Raw genomic sequence first — 24,729 nt, forward strand, 5'->3', positions numbered from 1 at the left:
ACGATGACGGCCCTCCTGCGCTACCAGGCCGCCCTTCTCCTGCGCTCGCAACGCTGGCTCCCGCCGTTCATCCTGTACGCCGCGTTCCTTGGCATCGGCGTCCAGGGCGGCCAGCCGGTGCTCGACTCGCTCGGCTACACGGCCGCGGCCCTGCTCCCCGTAGCGGCCTGGCTGGTGCGGATCTGTACGACCAACGAGCCGCCCGCGGCGCGCAGTTGTGTCGCGGCGGCGGTCGGACCCGGCCGGGCCCACCTCGCCTGTCTGCTGGTCGCGCTGACCACCGCGGCGGCGCTCGGCACGGCGGCGACCCTCGTCGTCACGCTGATCAGCGACCCGGCGAGCGCCGATCACCGTACCCGGGTGTCGCTCCTCGCCGCCGCCGCGGCCGGTCTGCTCGCGACCCTGGCCTGCGCCCTGCTCGGCACGGCGGTCGGCGCGCTCACCAACTGGCCGCTGCTGCGCTCACCCGGCCGGGCCGTGCCCGCGATGCTGCTGGCGGCGTTGCTCGCCGTGGTGGTGACCGGTTCCCCGGCGCAGGCGGCGGTCAGTGGCCTGGTCACCGGCTCGCAGTCCGGCACGGTCCCGGTCCCGCTGCTGCCGCTGGCCGGTGCGGCCCTGGTCGCGGCGGCCGTGACCGCCGTGACCTGCGCCCTCACCTCCCGCCGCTCACCCTGAACAGGCGGTGCGCTGTGCCTCCTGCCACTCGCACACGGGGCACAGCGTGATCCCCTTGTGCGACTCCGGGTACTCCGTCGGTTCCCGGCACAGCACGCACTCCGCGTACACCGGTGCCGGCTCTTCGTCGCTCATGCGACCAGCGTAAGAGGAGTGCGCGACCCTCGGTCGATCTCAGCGGTGCCGGTCCGCCGCCCCGATCAGCTCGGAGACCTTGACGAACCGGTACCCCTTCTTCCGCAGCTCGGGCACGATCATGCGGACGGCCTTCTCGGTCGCCGGGGCGGCACTGCGCGTGCAGTGCATGACGACGACAGAGCCGGGCTTCACACCCTCCAGCACCTGCTGGGCCACCGCGTCCGAGTCCGTCGCGAACGCGTCGCCGCTCACCACGTCCCACTGCACCGCCGTGACACCGACCGCGCTCAGCGTCTTCAGCGCCTGCCGGTCGTAACACCCGCCGGGGAAGCGGAAGTACGGCATCGCGTTCGGCACGCCAGCCTTCTTGAACGCCGTGTACGCCCGCTCCACATCCGCCTTCATCCGGTCCGGGGACACGGTCGGCAGGCCGTAGCAGTCGCCGGTGAAGGCGTAGTGGCTGTACGAATGGTTGGCGATCTCGAACTGCGGGTCCCGCCCGATGGCGCGGGCCTCGGCCGGGTACTCGTCGGCCCATCGCCCCGTCATGAACACGGTCGCCGGCACCTTCAGCGTGCGCAGCGTGGAGATCAGCTGCGGATTGTCGAAGTGCTCGCCCTTCGCCGCGCGCGGCCCCTCATCGGCGGTCATGTCGGCGTCGAAGGTCAGCGCGACGGTCTTACCGCCGACCCGCGGACCGTTCTTGAAGACGGGGGTCAGCCCGGCGGGACCGGGCGCGAGCGTGGGCGGCCGCGAGGAGACGGCGGCGGTGGGCGCGCTGGGCGCCGGACGGCTGGCGTGGGGCGCCGAGGGGGCCCCGCAGGCGGTGAGCGCGGCGCCGAGTGCACAGGCGGCGGCGACTCGTCGTACTCGAATGGTCACTGTAGGAACATAAGAGGATAAAAAGGATTAGGCGGCCATCGACACGGAGTGAGCGGTCAGTCGGTGGACAGCAGCCGCTCCCGGCACGCCTCCACATCGAAGTCCGCCTTGGGGTACTGCGGGTCCAGTGCCGTCAGGTGTTCCAGGAGCAGGCGGCTGATGGCCCAGTTGCGGTACCACTTGCGGTCGGCCGGGATCAGGTACCAGGGGGCCGCCGGGGTGGAGCAGCGGGCGAGGGCGATCTCGTAGGCCTGCTGGTACGCGGGCCACAGGGCGCGTTCCTCGATGTCGCCGGGGTTGAACTTCCAGTACTTGTCCGGGTTGTCGAGCCGTTCGAGCAGGCGGCGGCGTTGTTGGTCGTAGGAGATGCGGAGGAAGCACTTGACGACGGTCACGCCGTCGTCGGCCAGGGACTTCTCGAAGCGGTTGATCTGGGTGTAGCGGTCGTTGATCTCGCGGTGCGGGGCGAGTTCGCGGACGCGGGCGATGAGGACGTCCTCGTAGTGGGAGCGGTCGAAGATGCCGATCTCGCCGGGGTGGGGGAGGGCGCGTCTGATGCGCCAGAGGAAGTCGTGTTTCCGTTCCTCCGGTGTGGGTGCTTTGAAGGCGCTGATCCGGCAGCCGGAGGGGTTGAACAGGCCGATGACGTGCGTGACCGTGCCGCCCTTGCCGCTGGTGTCCATGCCCTGGAGGACCAGGAGCAGGCGGCGTCCGTCGCCGGCGGTGCTTGCTGCCCACAGGCGTTCTTGCAGGTCGGCGAGGTGTTCGCCCATCCGGGCGGTGTCCTTGAGACCGGCGGCCTTGTCGGCGGGGCCGCCGGGGGTGCCCGCGGCGTCGTAGGAGCCGCCGGAGTCGTCGGAGTCGGCGGAGGAGAGGTCGACCGGGCCGCCGACGGGGACGCGCAGCAGGTCGGCGAGGGGGACCGCCTTGCTCTTCGCGCCCTTTTCCGCGTTCTTGCGTTTCGCGCCCTTCTTGGCCATGGGGGCACCTCTTCCGGTCGGCTCCCTCGATCCTGCGGCGCGGGGGCCAGGCCCGCCAGTCAGCGGGCGTGACTACTGCTCCACGGCGGGCGGCGGCGGAACGGGAGGCGGCTGTTGCGGCTGCGCGCGTTCCAGGAAGCGCAGCAGCTCGACCGGGAAGGGCAGCACGAGCGTCGAGTTCTTCTCGGCCGCGACCGCCACCACCGTTTGCAGCAGCCGGAGTTGGAGTGCGGCGGGCTGTTCGGACATCTGCTCGGCGGCCTCGGCGAGTTTCTTGGAGGCCTGCAACTCGGCATCCGCGTTGATGATTCGGGCCCGGCGTTCACGGTCGGCCTCGGCCTGGCGGGCCATCGAGCGCTTCATCGTCTCGGGGAGGGAGACGTCCTTGATCTCCACGCGGTCGATCTGCACGCCCCAGCCGACGGACGGGCTGTCGATCATCAACTCCAGCCCCTGGTTGAGCTTTTCGCGGTTGGAGAGCAGATCGTCGAGGTCGCTCTTGCCGATGATCGAGCGCAGTGACGTCTGGGCCATCTGCGAGACCGCGAAGCGGTAGTCCTCGACCGTGATGATCGCGTCGGCCGCGTTGACGACCTTGAAGTAGACGACCGCGTCGACGCGCACGGTCACGTTGTCGCGGGTGATGCCCTCCTGCGCGGGCACGGGCATCGTCACGATCTGCATGTTGACCTTGCGCAGCTTGTCCACGAACGGGACGACCATGGTGAACCCGGGCGCCCGCACCTCGCCGGCCACCCGCCCGAGGCGGAAGACCACCCCGCGCTCGTACTGCTTGACGACCCTGGCCGCAGCGGCGACGTAGACCACGCACGCGGAGCCGGTGGCAGCGCCCGCCACCAGCAGTTCCTGGAGCATTCTGACCCCCTAGCGGAGAGGCCTTTTGTCTGCTCCTGCAAGGGTATGCCCGGTGCCTGCCCCGGGGCCACGATCTCCCCGGAGCAGGCACCGGCACCGCTGCTACTTCGCCGCCGTGACCTGTATCGCGGTGACCTTCACTGGCTCGGTACCGGCCGCGCTGTGCCGCTCGGCCCAGTTCTCCAGGGCCGTACGGCAGGCGTGGTCCAGGTGGTGCAGGCCGGAGAGGTGCAGTTCGACCGGTCGGTCCTGGGGGAGCGCCTCCAGGCTGTCGAGGATCTTCGGCAGCCGTAGGAAGGTCGCGTTGCCGGAAAGGTAGGCCTGGACCGGGCCCGCGCCCTTGTCGACGACCTCCAGCTTGATGTGCGAGGCCTCCCACGCCGTCTTCGCGACGGCCAGCGCGAGACCGATGAGAACGCCCTCGAACATGCTGACCGCGACGATCGACACGGCCGTGACGACCAGGATCAGCGCCTCGCCCCGGTGCTCGCGCCACAGCGACACGATCTCCCGGACCGGGATCAGCTTGGCGCCGGCGTGCACGAGGATGCCCGCCAGGGCCGGGATCGGGATGTAGGCGAGGACGTTCGGCAGCAGTGCCGCGAACAGCAGCAGCCATACGCCGTGCATGACCCGGGACGCCTTCGTCCGCGCGCCCGCCTGCACGTTCGCCGCGCTGCGCACGATCACCGCGGTCATCGGCAGTGCGCCCAGCATCCCGCACAGCGCGTTGCCCGCGCCCTGCGCCACCAACTCCTTGTCGTACTCGGTGCGTTGACCGGAGTGCAGCCGGTCGACCGCCGCCGCGCTGAACAGCGACTCGGCGGACGCGATCAGCGTGAACGCGACGATCGTGCCCAGCAGCCCGACCTGCGCCAGCTCACCGAACTCACTCAGCGGCGGCGGCTGCAACGAGCCGAGCAGACCCTGCACTTCGACGGTCGCCACCGGCAGCCCGAACGCGAGCGCCGCGAGCGTCGCCAGTCCTACGGCGGCCAACGGACCCGGCACCGTACGGACCTTGGCCGGCATCCGCTTCCACAGCACCAGTACGGCGATGGTCGCGGCGCCGAGCGCGAGCGAGGCCAGCGCCTTCGTGCTCCCGACGGCGTCGACGAGCGCGCCGGGCAGCTCGACTATCTTGTCCGGGCCCGAGGCGGGGGCCTTCGCCCCCGCCACCGAGTACAACTGCCCGGCGATCAGCACCAGTCCGATACCGGCCAGCATGCCCTCGACGACCGAGACCGAGATGGCCCGGAAGTAGCGCCCCAACTTCAGGACGCCCATGGCGATTTGAAGCACACCGGTGGTGAGGACGATGACTCCGAGGGCGGGCAGCCCGTACTCCCGCACCGCCTCGAAGACCAGCACGGTCAGACCGGCGGCGGGCCCGGACACCTGGAGGCTGCTGCCCCGCATGAATCCGGTGACGAGCCCGCCCACGATGCCGGTGACCAGGCCGAGTTCGGCCGGCACACCGGAGGCGACGGCCACACCCACGCAGAGCGGGAGCGCGACCAGGAACACGACGAGGGAAGCGGCGAAGTCCTGCCGCAGATGAGGGAATTTGGTCAACATCGCGACGCTCACAGGGCCTTGAAGGTGTCGGTTGCTGGGTCGTGCGTGAGCACGGCACCGGTGTGGACCTCGTAGAACCATGCGTGCAGCGACAGTTGACGGTCCTTCAGTTTCTTCTCGATGTACGGGTACGAGCGCAGCCTGAGCAACTGCGTCAGGACGTGGGCCTGCACGCCTTCGGACACGGCCGGATCCGCGACCGCGCCTTCCGGCCGCGGGGTGGCGTGCGTGAGCCAGTCGCGCACGGCCGGTACGGCGGTCAGGTCGTCGCCGCGCACCAACGCGCCGACGGCGCCGCAGTGCGAGTGGCCGCAGACCACGATGTCCGAGACGCCGAGGACCTCCACGGCGTACTCGATGGTGCACGCCTCGCTGGTGGGGTGTTGGGAGGCGTACGGCGGGACGATGTTGCCGGCGGTGCGCAGCTCGAAGAGCTGGCCGGGGCGGGCGCCCGTGATCAGGGCCGGGACGACCCTGGAGTCGGAGCAGGTGATGAACAGCACCTGCGGGGACTGGCCTTCAGCGAGTTTGGCGAACTCCTCAGGGCGTTGTCCGAACGTACGGGCGTTGTCGATGAGGGGCTGCATGACGTGTTTGTTCCTCCTGGCGCGCCCTCTGGGCGCGTCGGGCTTGCATGACAGTGTCTGTGGGGGAATTGACTGCCTGCTCGACTCTCAGCAGCGGAAGACCTGAAGTGCCGCCGGAGTGTGTGCTGCCGAGGATCTCGATGTGCGGTGCGGCGCTCTGCCGGGCGCCACCGAAGTGGGTACGGCCGCCGGGTCCGGTGTCAGAAGGGGACGCGCGGGCGTCTCGGGCCCGCAGTCGGCGGTGCGGTAACGGTCACGCAGGCGGAGCGGGACGGTGGGAGTCCCGGAGGCGCCGCAGTCGCGGAACGTGATGGTCTCGGCGCGCAGGGCCTTGCCGCTGAGCTTGAGGCCGGGCTGGGTCTTGGCCTCCGCATGACGCGCTGTGTGCGCGGGTGCGAAGGAATCCGTGGATGCGAAGAACTGGAGGGCGAACAGGACGAGGGTGAGGAGCGTCACGACGGTCCGAGCCGTCCTACCTCGGAACATGCGCCCCCCTTCAGCCAGTTCGTGTACCTAGTGCAGACCAAGGCCAGGTCAACGGCTGGTCAAGTAACACGGTAACCCGGTGAAGTTGTTTGCAGGGTTAACGCGGCGTTTCCGATGCAAGAGAGCGTGAAAAGCGCGCCTGGGCTGGCGTGAACTAAGCGGTTTTGACGAGGCCCTTGGCGTCCCGGGCGAGCGCGGTGAGGCGGGAGATCGCGCGGAAGTACTTCTTGCGGTAGCCGCCGTTCAGCATCTCCTCGCTGAACAGCCGGTCGAAGGGCAACCCCGAGGCCAGGACCGGCACTTCACGGTCGTAGAGCCGGTCCGCGAGGACGACGAGCCGTAGCGCGGTCGACTGGTCGGGTATCGGCTGGACGTCGGTGAGGCAGACGGCCTTGAGGTCGTCGGTGAGGGCGCCGTAGCGGCTGGGGTGGACCTTGGCGAGGTGGGCGAGCAGGTGCGGGAAGTCGTCGAGGGAGGCGCCCACGGTGGCGTATGCCGCCTTCGTCACCTGCTCGTCGGAGAACGGCGCCGGGGCCTCCGGCAGGCCGCGGTGGCGGTAGTCGTCGCCGTCGATGCGCAGCGAGCGGAAGTGCGCGGACAGGCCCTGGATCTCGCGCAGGAAGTCGACGGACGCGAAGCGGCCCTCGCCGAGCTTGCCCGGCAGCGTGTTGGAGGTGGCGGCGAGCGCCACGCCCGCGTCGACCAGCTTGCCGAGCAGGGTCGACACGAGGACGGTGTCGCCCGGGTCGTCCAGCTCGAACTCGTCGATGCACAGCAGCCGGTGGCCGGAGAGCGTCTGCACCGTCTTCTGGAAGCCGAGCGCGCCGACCAGGTTCGTCAGCTCGACGAAGGTCCCGAAGGCCTTGAGCGCGGGCTCGGCCGGGGTCGCGTGCCAGAGGGAGGCGAGGAGGTGGGTCTTGCCGACGCCGTAACCGCCGTCCAGGTAGACACCACGGGGGCCGGCGGGTGTCTTGGCCCTGCCCTTGCCGAAGCCGAGGAAGCCGCGCTTGGCGCCGGCGGCCGCATGCGCCCCGCCGAGTCCGGCGGCGAAGGTCTCCAGGACGCCGACCGCCTCGGTCTGGCTGGGCTGGTTCGGGTCCGGGATGTACGTGCCGAAGCGCACCGAGTCGAAGCGCGGCGGCGGCACCATCTCGGCGACCAGCCGGTCCGCGGGGACGTACGGCTCACGGGCGCACAAGGACAGCGGGGCCGCGTCTGCTATCGGGCTGATCCCGGAGGCGGCGGCGGAGGAGGATGACACGGTTCATCAGTCTAGGGGGCGTGCCACACTGCACGACATGCGACGCCTGTTCCCTGTGACGGATGAAACAGCAGCCCAGGCCTCGAACGGGGCCCCCGGTGCGGATGTGACGGACCGGGAGTGGGGGCTTTCGGAGCTGGCGGAGGTGTACGCCTACCCCGCCGCCGACGGCCCCTGGCTGCGCGCCAATATGGTGTCCACGCTGGACGGGGCCGGTCAGCACGAGGGCCGTTCGCAGCCCATCTCCGGCCCCGCCGACATGCGGATCTTCGGCACCCTGAGGGCGCTGGCCGACGTCGTGGTGGTCGGTGCGGAAACGGTACGCCAGGAGGGCTATCGGCCCGCACGCGCGCGTGCGGAGTTCGCGACGGCACGCACGCGTGCCGGGCAGGGGCCCGCCGCCGTGATCGCGGTCGTCACCGCCAGCCTCGACCTGGACTTCTCGCTTCCGCTTTTCGCCTCGCCCCTGGTGCCGACGCTGATCCTGACGGGTGCCCAGGCGCCCGCGGACCGGATCGCCGCCGCCGAGAAGGCGGGCGCCCGGGTGGTGGTCGCCGGTGACGGTGCCGGCGTGGACCCCGCGCGGGCCGTACACGCGCTCGCCGAACTGGGGCACACCCGGCTGCTGGCCGAGGGCGGGCCACGGCTGCTCGGGCAGTTCGTGGCCGCCGGAGTGCTCGACGAGCTGTGTCTGACCCTCTCGCCGATGCTCGTGGCGGGGGAGGCGCAGCGGATCTCCGGCGGGCCGTCGGTTAAGGTTCCCCAGCACTTCGAACTGGTGTCCCTGCTGGAAGAGGCCGGGTTCCTGTTCGGTCGCTACCGTCGGACCTGAGAACGGGCGGAATGATCCGTTCCGTTTGTCTTTCGACGGGCACACTAAATCCGGCAGTACCCGTGCGATCACGGGGCAGGATGGTTTCCGCAGGGCCTGGCAGGCCCACGGAGGAGAGAGGGCCCGAGGGTCCTCGAAGGAGAAAGGGCGCCTGGTGTTCACAAGCGTACTGATGATCGAGAAGGCCCTTACGTCCGCCGACGTGGAGTTCGTCACCACCTTGCACGGTGACGAGACCGTCTCCTTCCACGTGTTGCTCCAGCCCCGCGGCGACCAGGCGGACCGCCTGCTGCGGGCCATCGACGACGTCGCCCTCGGCGAACTCGACGAGGCGGCACACGAGCGGGAGACCCCCGAGGGCAAGGACGCGGCGGCGCTCGGCGCGCAGGCCCTTTCGGTGTCCCTGGACGCCCTGCACGCGGCGGGCAGCGCGGCGGAGGGACGGCTCATCGAGGACCACCCGCTGGACGCGCTGAAGACCCTGGTGGACGAGATCGGCGCGGACGAGGTGATCGTGCTGACCGACCCCCACTACGTGGAGGAGTTCTTCCACCGGGACTGGGCCTCGCGCGCGCGTCACAAGGTCGGCGTACCGGTGCTGAAGCTGTTCTCGCACAGCAAGGAGTAGCGGCCGGCGGGTGTCCGTGATTGTCAGTGGCACCGCATAGGCTTGCCGCTGAACGTCCGCCGTACCCGTACGGAACCAGCACGCACAGGGAGACACACATGGCACCCGGCCTTCCCACCGCCATGGACCGACCGCACTTCATCGGCATCGGCGGGGCCGGGATGTCGGGGATCGCCAAGATCCTCGCGCAGCGCGGGGCGAAGGTCGCGGGCAGTGACGCCAAGGACTCCGCGACCGCCGACGCCCTGCGCGCCCTGGGTGCCACCGTGCACATCGGACACGCGGCGGAGCACCTCGCCGACGACGCCACCTGCGTGGTCGTGTCGTCGGCGATCCGCAAGGACAACCCCGAGCTGGCCCGCGCGGCCGAGCTGGGCATCCCGGTCGTCCACCGTTCGGACGCCCTGGCCCGCCTGATGGACGGCCTGCGCCCGATCGCCGTGGCGGGCACCCACGGCAAGACCACCACGACGTCGATGCTCGCGGTGTCCCTGACCGCGCTGGGCCGCACCCCGTCGTACGCGATCGGCGGCGACCTGGACGCCCCGGGTTCGAACGCGCTGCACGGCGACGGCGAGATCTTCGTCGCCGAGGCGGACGAATCGGACCGCAGCTTCCACAAGTACGCACCCGAGGTCGCGATCGTCCTCAACGTGGAGCTCGACCACCACGCCAACTACGCGTCCATGGAAGAGATCTACGAGTCCTTCCAGACCTTCGCCGACCGGATCGTGCCGGACGGCACCCTGGTGATCTCGGCGGACCACGAGGGCGCGCGGGAGCTGACCCGACGAGTCTCCGACTCCGTGAAGACGGTGACGTACGGAGAGGCGGCAGACGCCGACGTCCGCATCCTGTCCGTCGTCGCGCAGGGCCTGAAGAGCGAGGTGACCGTCCTCCTCGGCAGTGAGGAGCTCACCTTCACCGTCTCGGTCCCCGGCCGGCACTACGCGAGCAACGCGGTCGCGGCTCTCGCCGCCGGCGTCGCGCTCGGCATTCCGGCCGCGGACCTGGCGCCCGCGCTCGCCGCGTACACGGGCGTGAAGCGGCGCCTCCAGCTCAAGGGCGAGGCGGCCGGCGTCCAGGTGATCGACTCCTACGCCCACCACCCCACGGAGATGACCGCCGACCTGGAGGCGATGCGCGCGGCGGCCTCCTCCGCGCGGCTGCTGGTGGTCTTCCAGCCGCACCTCTTCTCCCGCACCCAGGAGCTCGGCAAGGAGATGGGCCAGTCCCTCGCCCTCGCGGACGCGTCCCTGGTCCTGGACATCTACCCGGCCCGCGAGGACCCGATCCCCGGCGTCACCAGCGACCTGATCATCGAGGCCGCGCGTGCCGCGGGCGCCGATGTGACCCCGGTCCACGACAAGGCGGACGTGCCCGAGGCCGTCGCGGGAATGGCGAAGCCCGGTGATCTCGTTCTCACCATGGGAGCGGGCGATGTGACAGACCTCGGCCCGCGGATCCTGGACCGTCTCGCGAAGTAAGGGGCTGAGCTGCATGTCGTACGACGTCGAAAAGCCGGACGAGGAATGGCGCGCGGAGCTGAACCCGGCCGAGTACGCGGTGCTGCGGCAGGCCGGCACGGAGCCCGCCTTCGTCGGTGAGTACACCGACACCAAGACGACGGGCGTCTACTCCTGCCGGGCCTGTGGCGCCGAACTGTTCACGTCCACGGAGAAGTTCGAGTCCCACTGCGGTTGGCCGTCCTTCTACGACCCGAAGGACACCGACGCGGTCGAACTGATCCAGGACCGCTCGCACGGGATGGTGCGCACCGAGGTGCGGTGTGCCCGGTGCGGGTCGCATCTCGGTCACGTCTTCGAGGGCGAGGGCTATGCGACGCCGACCGATCAGCGGTACTGCATCAACTCCATCTCGCTGCGCCTGACGCCCGAGGAGGACTGACGACGCCCGACGCGGCCTGAAGACGCTCCGTGGCGGAGCAACCCTTCGCCACGGGGTTCGCGCGGACTCTATGCTCGTCCGTGGCCACGCGTCCCTAGGGCCGGGCGCGCCGGGCGCGCATGTCGTCACAGTCTGTACGGGGGGCTCGGTGCGTACACGTTTCGCCGTACTCGGACCGGTGAGGGCCTGGCGCGGCGACACGGAACTGCCGCTGGGGCCCCCGAAACAGCGTGCTCTGCTCGCGTTGCTGCTGACCGAGGCGGGGCATCCGGTCGCCGTCCACGAGATCGTCGACGCGCTGTGGGGACAGGACCCGCCGGACAGTGCGGTCAACGTCGTCCAACGGCACGTCGGAGCGTTGCGGCGGCTGCTCGAACCCGATCTTCCGGCCGGGGGCGCGTCCCGTCGGCTGGTGCGCGGCTCGGGTGGCTACCGGCTCGACGTGGACCCCGACAGCCTCGACCTGCTGCGCTTCCGGGCCCTGCGGCAGCGGGCGGAGCAGGCAGTGCGGGACGGTGAACCTCCCACCGCCACCGGGCTGTTGATCGAGGCGCTGGCCCTGTGGCGGGGTCCCGCGGCCTCCGGGATCGCCGCCGAGGTGCGGTCCCACCCGGCCTTCACCGCCCTCGACGGCGAGCACCTGGCCGCCGTCAAGGAGGCCGCCGAACTCGCGCTGGAAGCCGGACCGGGCCTGGGCGCACGGGTGTTGGTGACGCTCCGACAGGCCGCCGCGCAGCATCCGTTGGACGAGGGGTTGCAGGCCAGGCTGATCCTGGTGCTCGCGGCGACCGGTCACCAGGCCGAGGCGCTGGACGTCCATCGGACCGTACGCACCCGCCTCGCCGACGAGTTGGGCGTGCGGCCGGGCCCCGAACTCCAGGCCGCTCTGCAACGGGTCCTCGGCCACACCCACGCCCAGCGCGCCGCGCCGCCGTCCGGAAGCGCGGGGTCGGCCGAGGACGCGGAAGGGACGGCACAGCAGGACGCCGTCGCCACGATCCGGCCCGCCCAACTCCCCGTGGATCTGCCCGCGTTCACCGGCCGGCGCGGTGAACTCGCCCGCGTCCGGGAGCTGTTGTGCGCGTCCGACGCACCGGCCTCGACGGTGGTGATCAGCGCCATCGGCGGCATGGCCGGCGTCGGCAAGACGACCCTGGCGGTGCACTGGGCGCACAGCGTCGCCGACCGGTTCCCCGACGGGCAGCTCTACGTCAATCTGCGCGGCTTCCACCCCAGCGGTTCGATCATGAGCGCGGCCGAGGCCATCCGCTCGTTCCTCGACGCGTTCGGCGTCCCAGGGCACCGCATCCCCGCCGGTCTCGACGCGCAGGCCGCGCTGTACCGCAGCCTCCTCGCCGACCGCCGCGTCCTCATCGTGCTGGACAACGCCCGCGACACCGAGCACGTCCGCCCGCTGCTGCCCGGCGCCCCCGGCTGCCTGGTCGTCGTCACCAGCCGCAACCAGCTCTACGGCCTGGTGGCCGGCGAGGGCGCGCACTCGCTGACGCTGGACGTGCTCACCGAGGCGGAGGCACGCGAGTTCCTCGCCCGTCGGCTGGGCGCCGAACGGATCGCGCACGAACCCGACGCCGTCGCGGAGATCATCACCCTGTGCGGCCGCCTCCCGCTGGCGCTGGCCGTCGTCAGCGCCCGCGCGGTCGTGAACCCGGCCTTCCCGCTCGCGTCCATCGCCGCCGAACTCTCCGAGAGCGAGGACAGCCTCGACGCGTTCGCGGGAGAGGCCCCCGCCGCCGACGCCCGCAGCGCGTTCTCCTGGTCGTACCAACTCCTCAGCCCCGCCGCCGCCCGGGTGTTCCGTCTGTTCGCCCTGCACCCGGGACCCGACTGCTCGCTCGCCGCCGTCGCGAGCCTCGCCGGGCAGCGGGTCGGCCAAGTCCGGCCGGTCATGGCGGAGTTGGCTCGCGCGCACCTCATCTCCGAGCCCCTGCCCGGCCGTTACGGCTGTCACGAACTGCTGCGCGCCTACGCCGCCGAACTGGGCCGGGCACACGACTCCGCGCAGGAACTGGAAGCGGCCCGGCGGCGCATGCTCGACCACTATCTGCACAGCGTGCACGCGGCCGACAGCGTTCTGATGCCCACCCGGGACAGCATCCAACTGCGCCCGCACACCGCCGGGGTGACCGTCCCGCGACTGCTCGACCAGGCGGCGGCGGCCGCCTGGCTGGAGACGAACCGGTCGGTCGTGCTCGCCGCGATCGAGCAGGACGCCCGGCACGGCAGCGGCGAGCACAGCTGGCAGTTGGCCCTGGTCCTGGAGCTGTACCTGGACCGGAGCGGCCGCTGGTCCGAGCAACTCGACGCGCAGACAAGGGCAGTTGAGGCGGCCCAGCGCCTGGGCGACATATCCGGCCAGGCGTTCGCCCACCGCGCGCTCGGCTTCGTCAGCGGTCGCCTCGGGCGGCCGGACGAGGCCGACGCACACATGGCGCGCGCCCTGGAGCTGTTCGGCGAGACCGGCGACCGGGTCGGCCTGAGCAGGACCCACCGCAGGCTCGCGTTCCTGGCCAACGGGCGTGGACGGCACGAGGAGGCCCTCGACCACTACGCCGAGGCGAGCGCCCTGTGCCGCGCGGCCGGCCGGCGCGACGGCGAGGCCGGCATCGCCAACGAGGTCGGCTGGACGTACATCCTGATGGGCAAGTACGAGGACGCCCTGACCGAGTGCGGCCACGCGGTCGCGGCCCACCGGGAGACGGGCGACCGCAATGGCGAGGCCGCCGCCCTGGACAGCCTCGGCTATGCCCATCACCATCTGCGCGACCACGAGCGGGCGTTGGAGTGCTACGAGCAGGCACTGCGGCTGTACCGGGAGATCCGGGACCGCTATCTGGAGGCCGACACCCTGGTGCACATCGGCGACACCCGCCGCGAGGCCCACCAGGACACGCGGGCCGCGCTCGCCTGGCGTGAGGCACTCGGCATCCTCGACGAGATCGGCCACCCGGACGCCGAGCAGGTCCGCCACCGGCTGACCGACCTCGCTGAACCCGATCGGTCCCGGCGACAGTAAAACGTCAGCGTCCCGAAAGCGGGCCCTGCCTACGCTCCCCGCTCCGCTCCACCCGGAGCCGGAGGCGCGTACGGCATTCCCCTTCAGGACTGGAACATGACCCCCACGACTTCCGCGGACCTCCCCAAGGCCGCGCACCGCAACCAGCTGCTGCACACCATGATGAGCGACCACGCGAAGGCACTGCTCGCCTACGCCGACAAGCTGCTGAACGACCGTCACACGGCGGAGGACATCGTCCAGGAGACCCTCATCCGCGCCTGGCCGCACGCCGAACGCCTCTACAGCACCGAGGGATCGGTCCGCGGCTGGCTGCTCACGGTGACCCGCAACCTCGTCGTCGACCGGATGCGCAGCGCCGTCGCACGCCACGAGACCATCGGCGCCGAGGACCGGGACCTGCCGCTGCCCGACCACTCCGGCGCCGTGCTGGCCTCGGTGGAGGCGACCGGCCTGTTGCGGCGGCTGTCCCACGAGCACCGGGAGGTCCTGCTGCACACCTATCTGTGCGGCCGGACCGTGCAGGAGACCGCCCGCATCCTCGGGATACCCGCGGGCACCGTCAAGTCCCGCCGCCACTACGCCCTGAACATCCTGCGCGCCGAGGCCGGCAAGGGACTCAGACCGGAACGGTGAGCCGGACATCGAGGACCGGAAGGTCGACGTGGCCGTCGGCGTCGGTGTGCCAGCGCCAGTGCGCGCCCTCCACCTCGCCGTACACCAGGCCGGTCCAGCCCGCCCCGCCCGGCCCGCACAGGGCGGCCAGTTCGGCGGCCTCCCGCTCACCCGGCGTGCCCGCCACCACGACCAGTCCCCGTACCGGACGGCGTGCCGCACCGGCGCGCACCGTCCCGCGCCCCGCGTCCGGCGCCACCGGAGCGGGGGCGTCGACCCGGGGAAGCTGCCGCAGCTCCGTCGGCACGGTGAGCGGCAGGGCGCTGTCCGCCCCGCGCAGCACGGTCACCGGAGTCTCCGGCCGGGTGCGCGCGATCTCGGCGAGCAGGTTCTGTACGACATCCCGGGCCACCGCCCGGTCACCGCTCACGCTGAGGACGCCGTCCAGGCGGCTGAGGTCCACGAACACGGGCTCGCCGTCGGCGTCCGTGCCCGCCCGGACGAGACAGGACGCGGCGATCGAGGCCTGTGAGGCCGAGGTGGTGTCGTCGCCGGTGGACAGCCAGCCGGCGGCGGCCGCCGCGGGGCGGCGCCAGCGCGTGCCGTCGATGTTCGTCCACGGCGCGTCGACCGTGTCGGAGGCCGTCAGCCACACCGTCACACCGGAGCCGTCGACGCGCAGCGCGTGCACCGGCCGCTCGGGCTGCTGCCGGCCGGGCGCGAAGTCGCCCAGGACGCCGTAGGCCCGGCGTACCGAATCGGCGTCGGTCGCGAACCGGCGGCCCGTCGCCCGGCGCAGCGCGAGTCGGCGGCGGCGCCGCATCGGCTCGCCCAGCCGCCATACGGTGCGCAGGACGGCGGCGTACGCGGCGCGCACCTTCCGCCTGCCCACGATGCCCGCGGTGATCAGGGCGAGCAGGATCGCACCGAGCAGTGCGACGGCCGCGGCCAGCGGGAACGTGAACGCCGCGGACTTCCCGGTGCTCGGCGCGGCCGACTGCTGTCCCGAACTCGGGGCGGCGGAGGCGGAGTTCTGGCTCCCGGTGTCCCGGGCCAGCTGGACGTCGGACCCCGAGGCGTCCTGCGGCAGGCGCAGGATCCAGCCGGGGTGCAGCTGGTCGTCCGCGCCGTTCAGCGCCCCGCCGTCCTGCTGCGCCTGGCCGCGGTTGAGGGTGAGGATCTCGCCGACCCGTGAGGCGTCGCCCAGGGTGGCCGTGGCGATCGACTGGAGGGTGGCCAGCTGCCCGCCGGTCTGCGCCGGGTCCGGGACCACGAACACCTTGATCAGGTCGTCGGCGGCGGGTGCCGCGCTCGCGGCGGCGGCCCCGCCGAGCGCCATGAGGCACGCCGCCAGCAGCGCCGCCAGGGCGTGCCGGAGCGTCCGTGGCAGGCGGTGCGCCCTGTCGGTCGCCGGCCCGTGCTCGGGCTTGTCGCCCGCGCCGTTGGTCATCGTGTCCACCCATGCCCTCCGAGTTTCCGTTGCACCGACTACACGGAGCCGCAGGCCGAGAACGTTCGATGTGAACTCGCCCGAACCTTTCGGAACTTGGCGAGAACGTGCGAGGTGAACTCGCTTGAACCTTTTACGACACCGCCCCCGTGTACCTGCCGACCACACGTCACAGGCAGCGCACCGGGGGATCGCACATGGCACGTCGGCACTCCAGGCCCGAGGACTTCCAGCTCGTCGGCATGGACTCGGACCCGACACCCGGCGACCCCGACCTGATCCAGGGCGTGATGAAGCGCTACCGCGATATCGGCGACGCGGCGGAGAAGGCGCTGAACGTCCTGAAGAAGGACGGCTCGATCTCGCAGGGCCGCGGTTCGGCGATGGACGCGCTGAAGGACAAGATCGGCGACGATCTCCCGGACAAGCTCACCAAGACGGTGACCTCCTACCACGACGCCGCCCAGGCCTACAGCGACTACATGCCGCGGCTGCGCGAGGCCCAGGACACCTTCGACCGGGCCGTCGATCAGGCGCAGTCCGCCGCACCGCAGGCGAACCAGGTGCCCAAGGAGCTCAGCGCCACCCCGACCGACGCGGAGAAGTCGGCAGCGCGCAGCACTCAGGACGCCATCGACGCCGGCCAGGCCCAGCTGGGCGCGGCCAGGAGCCTGGCCGACCAGGCCAGGACGATGCGGGAGAGCGCGCAGCGGCAGTGTGCCGACGTGCTGGACCGGGCGGCGCAGGAGGCGATTCCGGAGCGGAACATCTTCCAGAAGATCGCCGACTTCTTCAAGGACTTCCCGTTCGTCCAGATCCTGCTGGCCGCCCTCGTCGCCGTCGTGGCGGTGTTCTTCCCGGTGGTCGGCGCGTTGCTCGGCGGGGCGTTGTTCCTGTTCAACCAAGTCGTCGCCAGTCAGACCGGGGGTATCAAAGCCGGCGACTTCGTCCTCGGTCTGATCGGGATCGTCCCCGGCGGCGCCCTGCTGAAGCTCGGCGGCAAGGCCGTCCAGGCGATCGCGCCGGCCGCCGTGGCCGCCGTGAAGAGCTCCGGGTTCATCACCAAGACCGCCGGCACGATCACCAAGGTCAGCGAGTCCCTCACCAACAGCAAGATCGTCAGCGGTGTCCTCGCCAACCCGATCGGCAAGGTGGCCACGGAGGTCACCGGCAAGTTCCTGACCAACTCGGCGCTGGAAGCGGCCGGTAAGGCGGCCAACGGCGACAAGATCACGGCCGCGGGCGTCTTCGCCGGAGCCGCCGCCGGTGCCGTGGCCGGCGTCGCCTTCAAGGGCGGCATCGGCGCCATCGGCAAACGGCGCGGGAACCCCGACGTCGAGGTGGGCAAGGGCGGCCGGTTCGGCGACACGTCGGAACCGGCGGCGGCGGACAGCCTGGGCAAGCGGGCGTCCGACCAGGTCGGCAACTTCGTGGAGGAAGGCGCCACCCTCGGCACGAAGATCGGCGTCGGCGTCGCCCAGGGCGGCGACCTCAACGAGGTGGCGGCCGGCGAGATCGCCAACTCCGCGTCGAAGCTGGCCGTCGGGCCGGTCGGCACGGCGGGCCTCGGCCGCGTGGTCGACGGCGTCACCGACAAGATCCCGATCAAGGGCCAGGTCAGGCCGGCGCCCGTGGTGCCGAACGTGCCCGCGGCCCAGCCGCCGGCCCCCGTCGTACCCCCGCCGCCGCCCCCGCGCCCGGTTCCGGTGGAGCCCGCCGATGTGCCGTTGCCGCCTTCGCCGACCCGCCCGGTGCCACCCCCGCTGGCGCCTACGCGTCCCGCTCCGGTGGATCCCGCGAATGTCCCGCTGCCGGACTCGCCCACCACCACGGGACGCCCCGCGGTCCCGCCGATCAACACCTCCGACGCGCAGTCGAACACCGGCACCGCGTCACCGTCCGACGGATTCGTCACCGCACCGACCAGCCCCACGAGCCCCACCCCGTCCGACGGGTTCGCCACCGCACCGACGAGTCCCACGGACGGCGCGGACACCGGCGGCAACGCCAACTAGCCGTCCCGCACCGCACGTTCGCGCACCCAGACCTCCATCCCCGAAGGGATGGACCGCACCACCGACAACCTGCAAGGAGAACTCCCATGCCCAACTACGCCGTCAACTCGGACACCACCGCGTCCACTTCGCAGGCCCTCCTCAACGACTTCTCCCAGCTCCAGGACAAGCTCAACGAGGTCAAGGGCAAGATCTCCACCCTGCTCGCCGACGGCTACAGCACGCCGGCCGCCCAGCAGAAGTTCTCGCCGTTCTTCGACGAGTTCGCCAAGGGCTTCGACCAGGTCAACCAGGGTCTGCAGGGCATCGGCCAGTACGTGAAGGCCGTCGGCGAGGCCTTCGACCAGACCGACAACCAGCTCGGCTCCAACCTCGGCTGACCCACCGGCCCGGTCCGCCACCACGGCGGGCGGTGCCGTACCCACCTCTCCACCAGAAGGATGATGAGCAGTGCGATTGACCGTCAGCGTTCGTGATCCGCAGGTCGAGGGGGTGTCCACCACCGTCGCCGTGGAAACCGAACCCTCCGCGCAGGCGGGCCGGTTGGCAGCCGAGCTGGCACGCGCCGTCGGGTACGCGGGGGTGGCGGCGGGGGAGCCGCCCCTCTACATCGGCCCGACGCCCGTCGAACCGCACACCACCCTCTCGGCGGCCGGGGTGCGCGACGGCATGGACCTCGGACTCGGCGCTCCCGTACCCCGGGAGCCCGAGCCCGAGGGCCGCACCGAGGTCCGGGTGGTCTCGGGACCGGGCGCCGGAACCGTCTTCCGGCTCGTCCCGGGCGACTACGACATCGGCAGCGGCCCGGTGTGCCGCGTCCGCCTCGCCCCAGGTATCCCGAGCCTCGCGGCCCGGGTCCGGGTCCGGCTCGACGGCAGCGCCCAACTCCTTGTGACCAACGGGGCGTTGCTCGACGGCAAGTCCGCGCAGGCGCCGTCCCCGTGGCGGGAGGGCAGCCAACTCGCCGTCGGCGACATCCTGTTGGAGCTGACCTCGCAGCAGACGGCCCGCGCTCCGCTGACCCCGGCGCAGGACGGTCTCGGCCTGGAGTTCAACCGGCCGCCGAGGTTCCTGCCGCCCGCGGCGGGCGCCAAGTTCCGGTTGCCGACCCCGCCGGTCAAGCCCGACAAGCGGCCCATCCCGCTGCTGCCGATCCTGCTGGTGCCCGCGGCCGGCGCCGCGATCGCCATCTTCGTCACGCACCACTGGTCCTTCGTCTTCATCGCGCTGCTCTCCCCGATCGCCGCCCTGATCACCCAGTTCGGCGGCCGCAAGCAGGCGATGCTCAAGTACCTTGAGAAGAAAGAGGAGTACGAGCAGACACTGGCCCGCGTGCGCGCCGACGTCGACGCCGCCGTACTCGGCGAACAGCACAACCTCCGCCTCTCCCTGCCCGATCCGGCCACCCTGCTCCAGATGGCGGTCCAGCCCTCGGAGCGGCTGTGGGAACGCCGTTGGCAGGACCCCGACTTCCTCTCCGTCCGCGTCGGCACCGCCGACCTGCCCTCCTCCGTCAGCGTCGACGACCCGGACCAGGACGAGCACCGGCGCTCCACCGTGCCGACGCTGAACCAGGTGCCCGTCAGCGTGGCGCTGCGCAGGGCCGGCGTCGCGGGCGTCGCAGGACCCGGCGCGACCCGGCTGGCCGGCTGGCTCGCCGCCCAGGCCGCCGCCCTGCACAGCCCCACCGACCTGCGCCTCGTCGTCCTCGCCGGACCCGACGGTGAACGCGACTGGTCCTGGATCCGCTGGCTGCCCCACACCCAGGCGCAGGGCGAGGACGCCTACGCCCTGATCGGCTCCACCGCCGACTCCCTGGCCCGGCGCATCGGCGAACTCGGCCAGCTCGTCGCCTCCCGGGTCGCGGCGGGATCCGACCTGATCCGCGGCGGAGCCAACGGCTACCCCGACATCCTCGTCGTCCTCGAACAGGCGCGCAGGGCCCGCTCGTTGCCGGGTGTGATCGCGCTCCTGCGCGACGGACCGTCCGTGGGCGTCCACACCATCTGCATCGATCGTGAGGAGCGGCTGCTGCCCGAGGAGTGCGGCGCCGTCGTCGTCACCGAGGCGGGCGCCACCACGTCCAGGGTGCGCACCGGCTCCGGCGCCGCGCTGGAGAACGTCCGCAGCGACTCGCCCGAGCCCGACTGGTACGAACACTTCGCCCGCGCGCTCGCCCCCCTGCGCGGAGTCGGCGACAGCGACGAGAGCGCACTCCCAGGCGCCGTACGCCTGTTGGACCTCCTGAAGGTCGAACCGCCCACCGCCGAGGCCGTCGTGGCCGGCTGGTCGCTCGGCGGCCGCAGCACCCGGGCCATCCTCGGGATCGGCTACGACGGTGAGTTCGCCGTCGACCTGGTGCGCGACGGCCCGCACGCCCTGATCGCCGGCACCACCGGCTCCGGCAAGTCCGAGCTGCTGCAGACCCTGGTCGCCACCCTCGCGGTGGTCAACCGGCCCGACGAGATGACCTTCGTGCTCGTCGACTACAAGGGCGGCAGCGCCTTCGCCGAGTGCGCCGACCTGCCGCACACCGTCGGCCTGGTCACCGACCTCGACACCCGGCTCGTGGAGCGGGCGTTGGTCTCTCTCGGTGCCGAACTGCGGCGCAGGGAGACCCAGTTGGCGCAGGCGGGCGCCAAGGACATCGAGGACTACCTCGACAAGCGCTCGCGCGGCGGCAACGTACTGCCCCCGCTGCCCCGACTCCTCCTGGTCGTCGACGAGTTCGCGTCCATGGTGCGCGAACTGCCCGACTTCATCTCGGGGTTGGTCAACATCGCGCAGCGCGGCCGGTCGCTCGGCATCCACATGGTGCTCGCCACCCAGCGCCCCGGCGGCGCGGTCACCCCGGACATCCGCGCCAACACCAACCTGCGGATCGCGCTGCGCACCACCGACACCTCCGAGAGCCGCGACATCATCGACGCGCCCGACTCCGGCGAGATCTCCCCGGCCAACCCCGGCCGCGCCTACGCCCGGCTCGGCCCGTCCGCCCTGCTGCCCTTCCAGTCCGGCCGCGTCGGCGGCCGCAGGCCCGGCGGCCAGCCCGCCGCGGGAACCGAGGTGACCGTCCGCGCGGAACCGGTGACCTGGCAGAACCTCGGCGGCCCGCTGCCCAGCGCCCGCTCCCGCGGTGGCTCCACGGCGGCGCAGACCGAGGCCGTCACCGACCTCGCCGTACTCACCGGAGCCATCGCCCAGGCGGCCCGGCTCGCGGACGTACCGCGCCAGCCGAGCCCCTGGCTGCCGGCCCTGCCCACCCTGCTCCCCTGGACGGCACCGCCCTCGCCCAAGCCCACCCTTGAGCGCGAGGCGGCCCTGCCCGCCGTCGAGTACGGCATGGTCGACCTGCCCGCACAGCAGACCCGCACCGCGCTGGTCCTCGACCTCGACCGGGCCGGCCATCTGCACATCGTCGGCTCGCCCCGCAGCGGACGCTCCCAGACCCTGCGCACCCTGGCCGCCGCCCTCGGCCAGGCCCACGGCGCCGACGACGTCCACCTGTACGGCATCGACTGCGGCAACGGCGCGCTCAACGCCCTGACCGCGCTGCCGCACTGCGGCGCGGTCGTCGACCGCAACCAGATCGAACGCCTCGGCCGGCTCCTGGACCGACTGGGCGCCGAACTCACCGCGCGCCAGAGCATTCTGGGCGCCCGGGGCACGGCCGACCTGTCCGAACTGCGCGGCAGCCAGCCCCCCGAGGAACGGCTCGCCCACATCGTGCTGATGGTCGACCGGTTCGAGGTCTTCGAGCGCGAGTTCGCCTCGTACGACAACGGCAGCTACATGGAACGCATGATCCGCCTGCTGCGCGACGGCGCGGGCGTCGGCATCCATGTCGTCCTGGCCGGTGACCGGGTGCTCGGCGGCAGCCGGTTCTCCGGCACCACCGAGGACAAGATCGTCCTGAGGCTCAACGACCGCCAGGACTACTCCAGCGTCGGCATCCCCACCAAGTCCGCGCCGACCGACCCGGCGCCGGGCCGCGGCATCCGCACCCAGGACCTGAGCGAGGTACAACTCGCCGTGCTGGGCCAGGACTTGTCCGGCACCGCCCAGGCCGAAGTCCTGCTCGCCCTGGGCCGGGAACTGACCGAGCGTGAGGCAGCGGTCCCCGCCGCGCGCCGCCCGATCCGCCTCGACGTACTCCCCGACCGGGTCACGTACGCCGAAGCGCTCACCCTGCACACCCGCAGCGGGCCGATGCGCCCGCTGGTGGCCGTGGGCGGTGACGTCCTCACCTCGCTCGGCCCCGACCTGACGGACGTACCGACCTTCGTGATCGCCGGACCGCCGCGCACCGGACGCAGCACCACCCTGCTCGTCGCGGCCGAGTCACTGCTCGCCGCGGGCGCCGGCCTCATCGTGCTGGCGCCCCGCCGCTCACCGCTGCGGCAACTGCTGGGACGGCCCGGCGTGGCCGCCCTGATCACCGACGCCGAGGTGACGGTCGACGAGTTCCGGCAGACGCTGGGCAGCGTGCCCGAGGAGTACGGCGTGATCGTCGTGGACGACGCCGAACTGTTCATGGGCGCCGAGATCGACTCCGACCTCGCGCTGCTCGCCCGCGGCGGCGCGGGCACCGGCTGGGGCGTCCTCGCGGCCGGCAACGCGGAGTCCCTCGCGCTGAGCCTGGCCGGCTGGATGGGCCAGGTGAAGCGCAACCGCACCGGCATGCTGCTCTCCCCGCAGGGACTCAGCGACGGCGAGGTCATCGGCGTGAAGCTCACCCGGGGCGTCGTAGGACAGGCCCCGCAGCCGGGCCGGGGCCTGCTGCACCTGGGCGACGGCACGCTGCGCTCGGTCCAGGTCCCGCTCTTGGAAGCGGAACTCTAAGAGCCGGAGGTGCACCCCGGGTCCCCCCTCGGGGTGCATCTCCTTCCGGCGGAACACCGAAGGGCGGCCGGACCGAGGAGGTCCGACCGCGCTTCGGCATGCCGTACGACGTGCTGCTCAGGCGGCGACGCCCTCGGCGCCGTCCGGGGAGACCTGGACACCGTCGTCCGTCACGAAGCGGAAGGTGCAGGTGATGGCGTCGAAGAGGTCGTACACCTCGTTCTTCAGCGGCAGGTTGGGGCTGGCGAGGGTCACCACGAGGAAGTCCTCCGTGCTGCCGGGCACCGGCATCATGGTGTGCATCGTCAGCAGCTTGACGTCGATGTCCCCGGTCAGCCGGGTCACCTCGGTGCCGGTGACGCGGGCCACCGTGCCCACATGGGGCACCTTCGCCGACGTGATGACCCGGTCCTTGGGGGCCACACCGTTCGCCGAGGAGACACCGAGCCGCGCGGACAGCACGGGGAGGGTCAGCTCCTCACCCTTGGGCGTATTGACGGCGAAGACCATGCCGTACGCCATGAAGAGGCCCTCGGTGTACATCGTCGCCGTGCCCGCGGCCAGCAGCGCCCCGTAGCGGCGGGCCGCCCGCGTCACCTCCCGGCCCTGCCGGAACATGTCGTTGATGCGGGCCTTCTCCCGAGGGTCCTCGGTCGAGGCCAGGGCCTGCCCACGGGTGCGGGCCAGCTCCTCGCCGCTCAGGTCGACCTGGTCCCAGGAGTCCGGGATGTCCAGCAGGAACCGCTGTGCCGTGCTCACTTGCCGCTCCCGCTGTCGAGGTTGGACACCGCGTCCTGGTCGGTCTTCTCGAAGGAGTCCAGGATGCTGCCGATCGCGTCCTTGATGCCCAGCACTTGTTTCTGCAACTGGCCCTTGCCGTCTTCCCACTTGTTCTCGAAGTTCTGGGCGGAGCCGCGGGAGAGCTCGGGCCCGAAGGCCGCGTCGAAGTCGAACGTGTTGTGTCCGATGTCGATGTTGTCGTGCACGAAGCCCAACATGTCCTGGGCCTCCTTGAGTTCACTCCCGGGGATGTTGACGTCCGACGCCACTGCGGGCCCCCGTTTCTGTGCGATGAGGATGCGGTGAGGAGGTGTCTCTGGTCTGTGTCGCTGATCTGTGTCTCTGGTCCGTCTCTGTCCTGAACACGAGGTCGGGGGCCCGAATCGTTCACCGGCATTGAACCGTTGCCGGGGCTGTCTCGTGTTGCCCACATGACCCCGCTCCAGACCCGCCCGCTGTCCTCGAAGAGCACCGCGCGCCGTGCCGTTGTCGCATCCCTTCTCGCCCTGACCGGTGTGGCGAGCCTCTCGGCCTGCGGCAAGACCATCTCCATCGGCGACAGTTCGGCCCCCGCCGCCTCGGCCCCCGCGTCGTCGGCCGCTCCGGCGTCCCCCTCCGCGTCCCCCTCGGCCACGACGTCCGGTCAGGGCGGTGGCAACTCGGCGCTCCAGGTGGTCGATTCGACGGCGAAGGACAACGGTCTCACCGGCACCGGCGGGACCGTCGTCGGGGCCGTGGTGCAGGAAGCGCCGCCCAAGTGGGTGCAGTTGGCGGCGGTGACCTCGACCACGCTCTCCGCACCGCACCTGATCAACATCAACCAGGCCGCGCTGTACCGCTTCGACAAGGACACCGCCTCCCCCTCCAAGTCGAACTGCAACGACGACTGCGCGGCGAAGTGGCCGCCCGTGACCATCGAGGAGGGCGGCAACGTCTACCTGGCGGGCGTGAACCCGAAGGAGGTCGGGGCCATCCGCCGTGACGACGGCCAGGTCCAGATCACCGTCGGCGGCTGGCCCGTCTACCGCTTCTCCGGCGACAGCAAGCCGGGCGACCTGAACGGCCAGGGCGTGGGCGGCACTTGGTTCGCGGTGGGCCCGACCGGCAACAAGGCGACGAGCTGAACCCGCTGCCCGAACCCACGAGTTGAACCGATGAGTCG

Annotated in this window: 22 protein-coding genes; 11 read left to right on the forward strand and 11 right to left on the reverse strand. The window is 71.5% G+C overall.

What is annotated here, in order from left to right; translation table 11 throughout:
- Window positions 1-3 precede the first annotated feature (3 nt).
- Entirely contained in the window at window positions 4-675 is a 672-nt protein-coding gene (locus SPR02S_RS43550) for a hypothetical protein (RefSeq protein ID WP_026151412.1), read from the forward strand.
- Here the strand turns inward: SPR02S_RS43550 and SPR02S_RS64190 are convergent.
- The 8 genes from SPR02S_RS64190 to zapE form a co-directional block, all read right to left on the reverse strand.
- On the reverse strand, window positions 667-810 hold the full coding sequence (locus SPR02S_RS64190) for a hypothetical protein (RefSeq protein ID WP_019063344.1): 144 nt from the start codon (window positions 808-810) through the stop codon (window positions 667-669). The two genes, SPR02S_RS43550 and SPR02S_RS64190, sit on opposite strands and share 9 nt — an antisense overlap.
- Window positions 811-849: 39 nt before the next feature.
- Window positions 850-1,695 (reverse strand): polysaccharide deacetylase family protein, encoded by an 846-nt coding sequence (locus SPR02S_RS43560; RefSeq protein ID WP_019063345.1) that lies wholly within the window; start codon window positions 1,693-1,695, stop codon window positions 850-852.
- 56 nt (window positions 1,696-1,751) lie between these two features.
- Window positions 1,752-2,675: a PPK2 family polyphosphate kinase gene (locus SPR02S_RS43565; RefSeq protein ID WP_019063346.1), complete on the reverse strand. Its 924-nt coding sequence runs from the start codon at window positions 2,673-2,675 to the stop codon at window positions 1,752-1,754.
- 72 nt (window positions 2,676-2,747) lie between these two features.
- Window positions 2,748-3,551: a slipin family protein gene (locus SPR02S_RS43570; protein ID WP_019063347.1), complete on the reverse strand. Its 804-nt coding sequence runs from the start codon at window positions 3,549-3,551 to the stop codon at window positions 2,748-2,750.
- Window positions 3,552-3,653: 102 nt separating this feature from the next.
- A complete protein-coding gene (locus tag SPR02S_RS43575) occupies window positions 3,654-5,129 on the reverse strand; it encodes a SulP family inorganic anion transporter (RefSeq protein WP_019063348.1) in 1,476 nt (491 codons plus the stop codon).
- 8 nt (window positions 5,130-5,137) lie between these two features.
- Window positions 5,138-5,716 (reverse strand): carbonic anhydrase, encoded by a 579-nt coding sequence (locus SPR02S_RS43580; protein ID WP_019063349.1) that lies wholly within the window; start codon window positions 5,714-5,716, stop codon window positions 5,138-5,140.
- An 87-nt stretch (window positions 5,717-5,803) separates the two neighbouring features.
- On the reverse strand, window positions 5,804-6,202 hold the full coding sequence (locus SPR02S_RS43585) for a hypothetical protein (protein WP_026151413.1): 399 nt from the start codon (window positions 6,200-6,202) through the stop codon (window positions 5,804-5,806).
- A gap of 154 nt (window positions 6,203-6,356) precedes the next feature.
- On the reverse strand, window positions 6,357-7,463 hold the full coding sequence (zapE, locus tag SPR02S_RS43590; RefSeq protein ID WP_019063351.1) for a cell division protein ZapE: 1,107 nt from the start codon (window positions 7,461-7,463) through the stop codon (window positions 6,357-6,359).
- Window positions 7,464-7,500: 37 nt separating this feature from the next.
- Between zapE and SPR02S_RS43595 the strand changes: the two genes are divergently transcribed.
- From SPR02S_RS43595 to SPR02S_RS61055, 6 genes are all read left to right on the forward strand, one after another.
- Window positions 7,501-8,295, forward strand: a complete 795-nt coding sequence (locus tag SPR02S_RS43595; RefSeq protein WP_026151414.1) for a pyrimidine reductase family protein — start codon at window positions 7,501-7,503, stop codon at window positions 8,293-8,295.
- A 154-nt stretch (window positions 8,296-8,449) separates the two neighbouring features.
- Complete coding sequence (locus tag SPR02S_RS43600) at window positions 8,450-8,923, forward strand: hypothetical protein (RefSeq protein WP_019063353.1); 474 nt, start codon at window positions 8,450-8,452, stop codon at window positions 8,921-8,923.
- 98 nt (window positions 8,924-9,021) lie between these two features.
- Window positions 9,022-10,410, forward strand: coding sequence for a UDP-N-acetylmuramate--L-alanine ligase (gene murC, locus SPR02S_RS43605; RefSeq protein WP_019063354.1), 1,389 nt, complete (start codon window positions 9,022-9,024; stop codon window positions 10,408-10,410).
- A gap of 13 nt (window positions 10,411-10,423) precedes the next feature.
- Window positions 10,424-10,831, forward strand: a complete 408-nt coding sequence (msrB, locus tag SPR02S_RS43610) for a peptide-methionine (R)-S-oxide reductase MsrB (protein ID WP_019063355.1) — start codon at window positions 10,424-10,426, stop codon at window positions 10,829-10,831.
- A 148-nt stretch (window positions 10,832-10,979) separates the two neighbouring features.
- Window positions 10,980-13,865 carry an AfsR/SARP family transcriptional regulator gene (locus SPR02S_RS43615; RefSeq protein WP_026151415.1) on the forward strand — a complete coding sequence of 962 codons (2,886 nt, stop codon included), beginning with the start codon at window positions 10,980-10,982 and terminating at the stop codon, window positions 13,863-13,865.
- A 96-nt stretch (window positions 13,866-13,961) separates the two neighbouring features.
- Window positions 13,962-14,501, forward strand: a complete 540-nt coding sequence (locus SPR02S_RS61055) for a sigma-70 family RNA polymerase sigma factor (RefSeq protein ID WP_019063357.1) — start codon at window positions 13,962-13,964, stop codon at window positions 14,499-14,501.
- Here SPR02S_RS61055 and SPR02S_RS43625 read toward each other — a convergent pair.
- Window positions 14,485-15,939 (reverse strand): hypothetical protein, encoded by a 1,455-nt coding sequence (locus SPR02S_RS43625; protein ID WP_019063358.1) that lies wholly within the window; start codon window positions 15,937-15,939, stop codon window positions 14,485-14,487. The two genes, SPR02S_RS61055 and SPR02S_RS43625, sit on opposite strands and share 17 nt — an antisense overlap.
- 188 nt (window positions 15,940-16,127) lie before the next feature.
- Between SPR02S_RS43625 and SPR02S_RS43630 the strand changes: the two genes are divergently transcribed.
- From SPR02S_RS43630 to SPR02S_RS43640, 3 genes are all read left to right on the forward strand, one after another.
- The gene (locus tag SPR02S_RS43630) at window positions 16,128-17,945 is read left to right on the forward strand and encodes a putative T7SS-secreted protein (RefSeq protein WP_026151416.1); all 1,818 of its coding nucleotides are present in this window, start codon (window positions 16,128-16,130) and stop codon (window positions 17,943-17,945) included.
- A gap of 86 nt (window positions 17,946-18,031) precedes the next feature.
- Window positions 18,032-18,325: a WXG100 family type VII secretion target gene (locus SPR02S_RS43635; RefSeq protein WP_019063359.1), complete on the forward strand. Its 294-nt coding sequence runs from the start codon at window positions 18,032-18,034 to the stop codon at window positions 18,323-18,325.
- A 70-nt stretch (window positions 18,326-18,395) separates the two neighbouring features.
- Window positions 18,396-22,787: a type VII secretion EssC family protein gene (locus SPR02S_RS43640; RefSeq protein ID WP_245607720.1), complete on the forward strand. Its 4,392-nt coding sequence runs from the start codon at window positions 18,396-18,398 to the stop codon at window positions 22,785-22,787.
- Window positions 22,788-22,904: 117 nt separating this feature from the next.
- Here the strand turns inward: SPR02S_RS43640 and SPR02S_RS43645 are convergent, their stop codons facing one another.
- Together SPR02S_RS43645 and SPR02S_RS43650 are read right to left on the reverse strand one after the other, a co-directional pair.
- Window positions 22,905-23,546, reverse strand: a complete 642-nt coding sequence (locus tag SPR02S_RS43645) for a hypothetical protein (protein ID WP_019063361.1) — start codon at window positions 23,544-23,546, stop codon at window positions 22,905-22,907.
- Window positions 23,543-23,836 carry a hypothetical protein gene (locus tag SPR02S_RS43650; protein WP_019063362.1) on the reverse strand — a complete coding sequence of 98 codons (294 nt, stop codon included), beginning with the start codon at window positions 23,834-23,836 and terminating at the stop codon, window positions 23,543-23,545. The genes SPR02S_RS43645 and SPR02S_RS43650 overlap by 4 nt, the downstream gene beginning before the upstream one ends.
- 162 nt (window positions 23,837-23,998) lie before the next feature.
- On the opposite strand from SPR02S_RS43650, the gene SPR02S_RS43655 reads away from it, so the two are divergent.
- The gene (locus SPR02S_RS43655) at window positions 23,999-24,691 is read left to right on the forward strand and encodes a hypothetical protein (RefSeq protein WP_019063363.1); all 693 of its coding nucleotides are present in this window, start codon (window positions 23,999-24,001) and stop codon (window positions 24,689-24,691) included.
- Window positions 24,692-24,729 lie beyond the last annotated feature (38 nt).

The organism is Streptomyces prunicolor NBRC 13075, from assembly GCF_000367365.1.
GTDB classification, from domain to species: domain Bacteria; phylum Actinomycetota; class Actinomycetes; order Streptomycetales; family Streptomycetaceae; genus Streptomyces; species Streptomyces prunicolor.

What these genes read in the sequence shown, in the direction of transcription:
- SPR02S_RS43635 (WP_019063359.1), top strand. Translation starts at nt 18,032, where the DNA reads ATGCCCAACTACGCCGTCAACTCGGACACCACCGCGTCCACTTCGCAG.
- SPR02S_RS43550 (WP_026151412.1), top strand. Translation starts at nt 4, where the DNA reads ATGACGGCCCTCCTGCGCTACCAGGCCGCCCTTCTCCTGCGCTCGCAA.
- SPR02S_RS43595 (WP_026151414.1), top strand. Translation starts at nt 7,501, where the DNA reads ATGCGACGCCTGTTCCCTGTGACGGATGAAACAGCAGCCCAGGCCTCG.
- SPR02S_RS43585 (WP_026151413.1), bottom strand. Translation starts at nt 6,202, where the DNA reads ATGTTCCGAGGTAGGACGGCTCGGACCGTCGTGACGCTCCTCACCCTC.
- SPR02S_RS43630 (WP_026151416.1), top strand. Translation starts at nt 16,128, where the DNA reads ATGGCACGTCGGCACTCCAGGCCCGAGGACTTCCAGCTCGTCGGCATG.
- msrB (WP_019063355.1), top strand. Translation starts at nt 10,424, where the DNA reads ATGTCGTACGACGTCGAAAAGCCGGACGAGGAATGGCGCGCGGAGCTG.
- SPR02S_RS43580 (WP_019063349.1), bottom strand. Translation starts at nt 5,716, where the DNA reads ATGCAGCCCCTCATCGACAACGCCCGTACGTTCGGACAACGCCCTGAG.
- SPR02S_RS43655 (WP_019063363.1), top strand. Translation starts at nt 23,999, where the DNA reads ATGACCCCGCTCCAGACCCGCCCGCTGTCCTCGAAGAGCACCGCGCGC.
- SPR02S_RS43565 (WP_019063346.1), bottom strand. Translation starts at nt 2,675, where the DNA reads ATGGCCAAGAAGGGCGCGAAACGCAAGAACGCGGAAAAGGGCGCGAAG.
- SPR02S_RS43570 (WP_019063347.1), bottom strand. Translation starts at nt 3,551, where the DNA reads ATGCTCCAGGAACTGCTGGTGGCGGGCGCTGCCACCGGCTCCGCGTGC.
- SPR02S_RS43575 (WP_019063348.1), bottom strand. Translation starts at nt 5,129, where the DNA reads ATGTTGACCAAATTCCCTCATCTGCGGCAGGACTTCGCCGCTTCCCTC.
- SPR02S_RS61055 (WP_019063357.1), top strand. Translation starts at nt 13,962, where the DNA reads ATGACCCCCACGACTTCCGCGGACCTCCCCAAGGCCGCGCACCGCAAC.
- SPR02S_RS64190 (WP_019063344.1), bottom strand. Translation starts at nt 810, where the DNA reads ATGAGCGACGAAGAGCCGGCACCGGTGTACGCGGAGTGCGTGCTGTGC.
- murC (WP_019063354.1), top strand. Translation starts at nt 9,022, where the DNA reads ATGGCACCCGGCCTTCCCACCGCCATGGACCGACCGCACTTCATCGGC.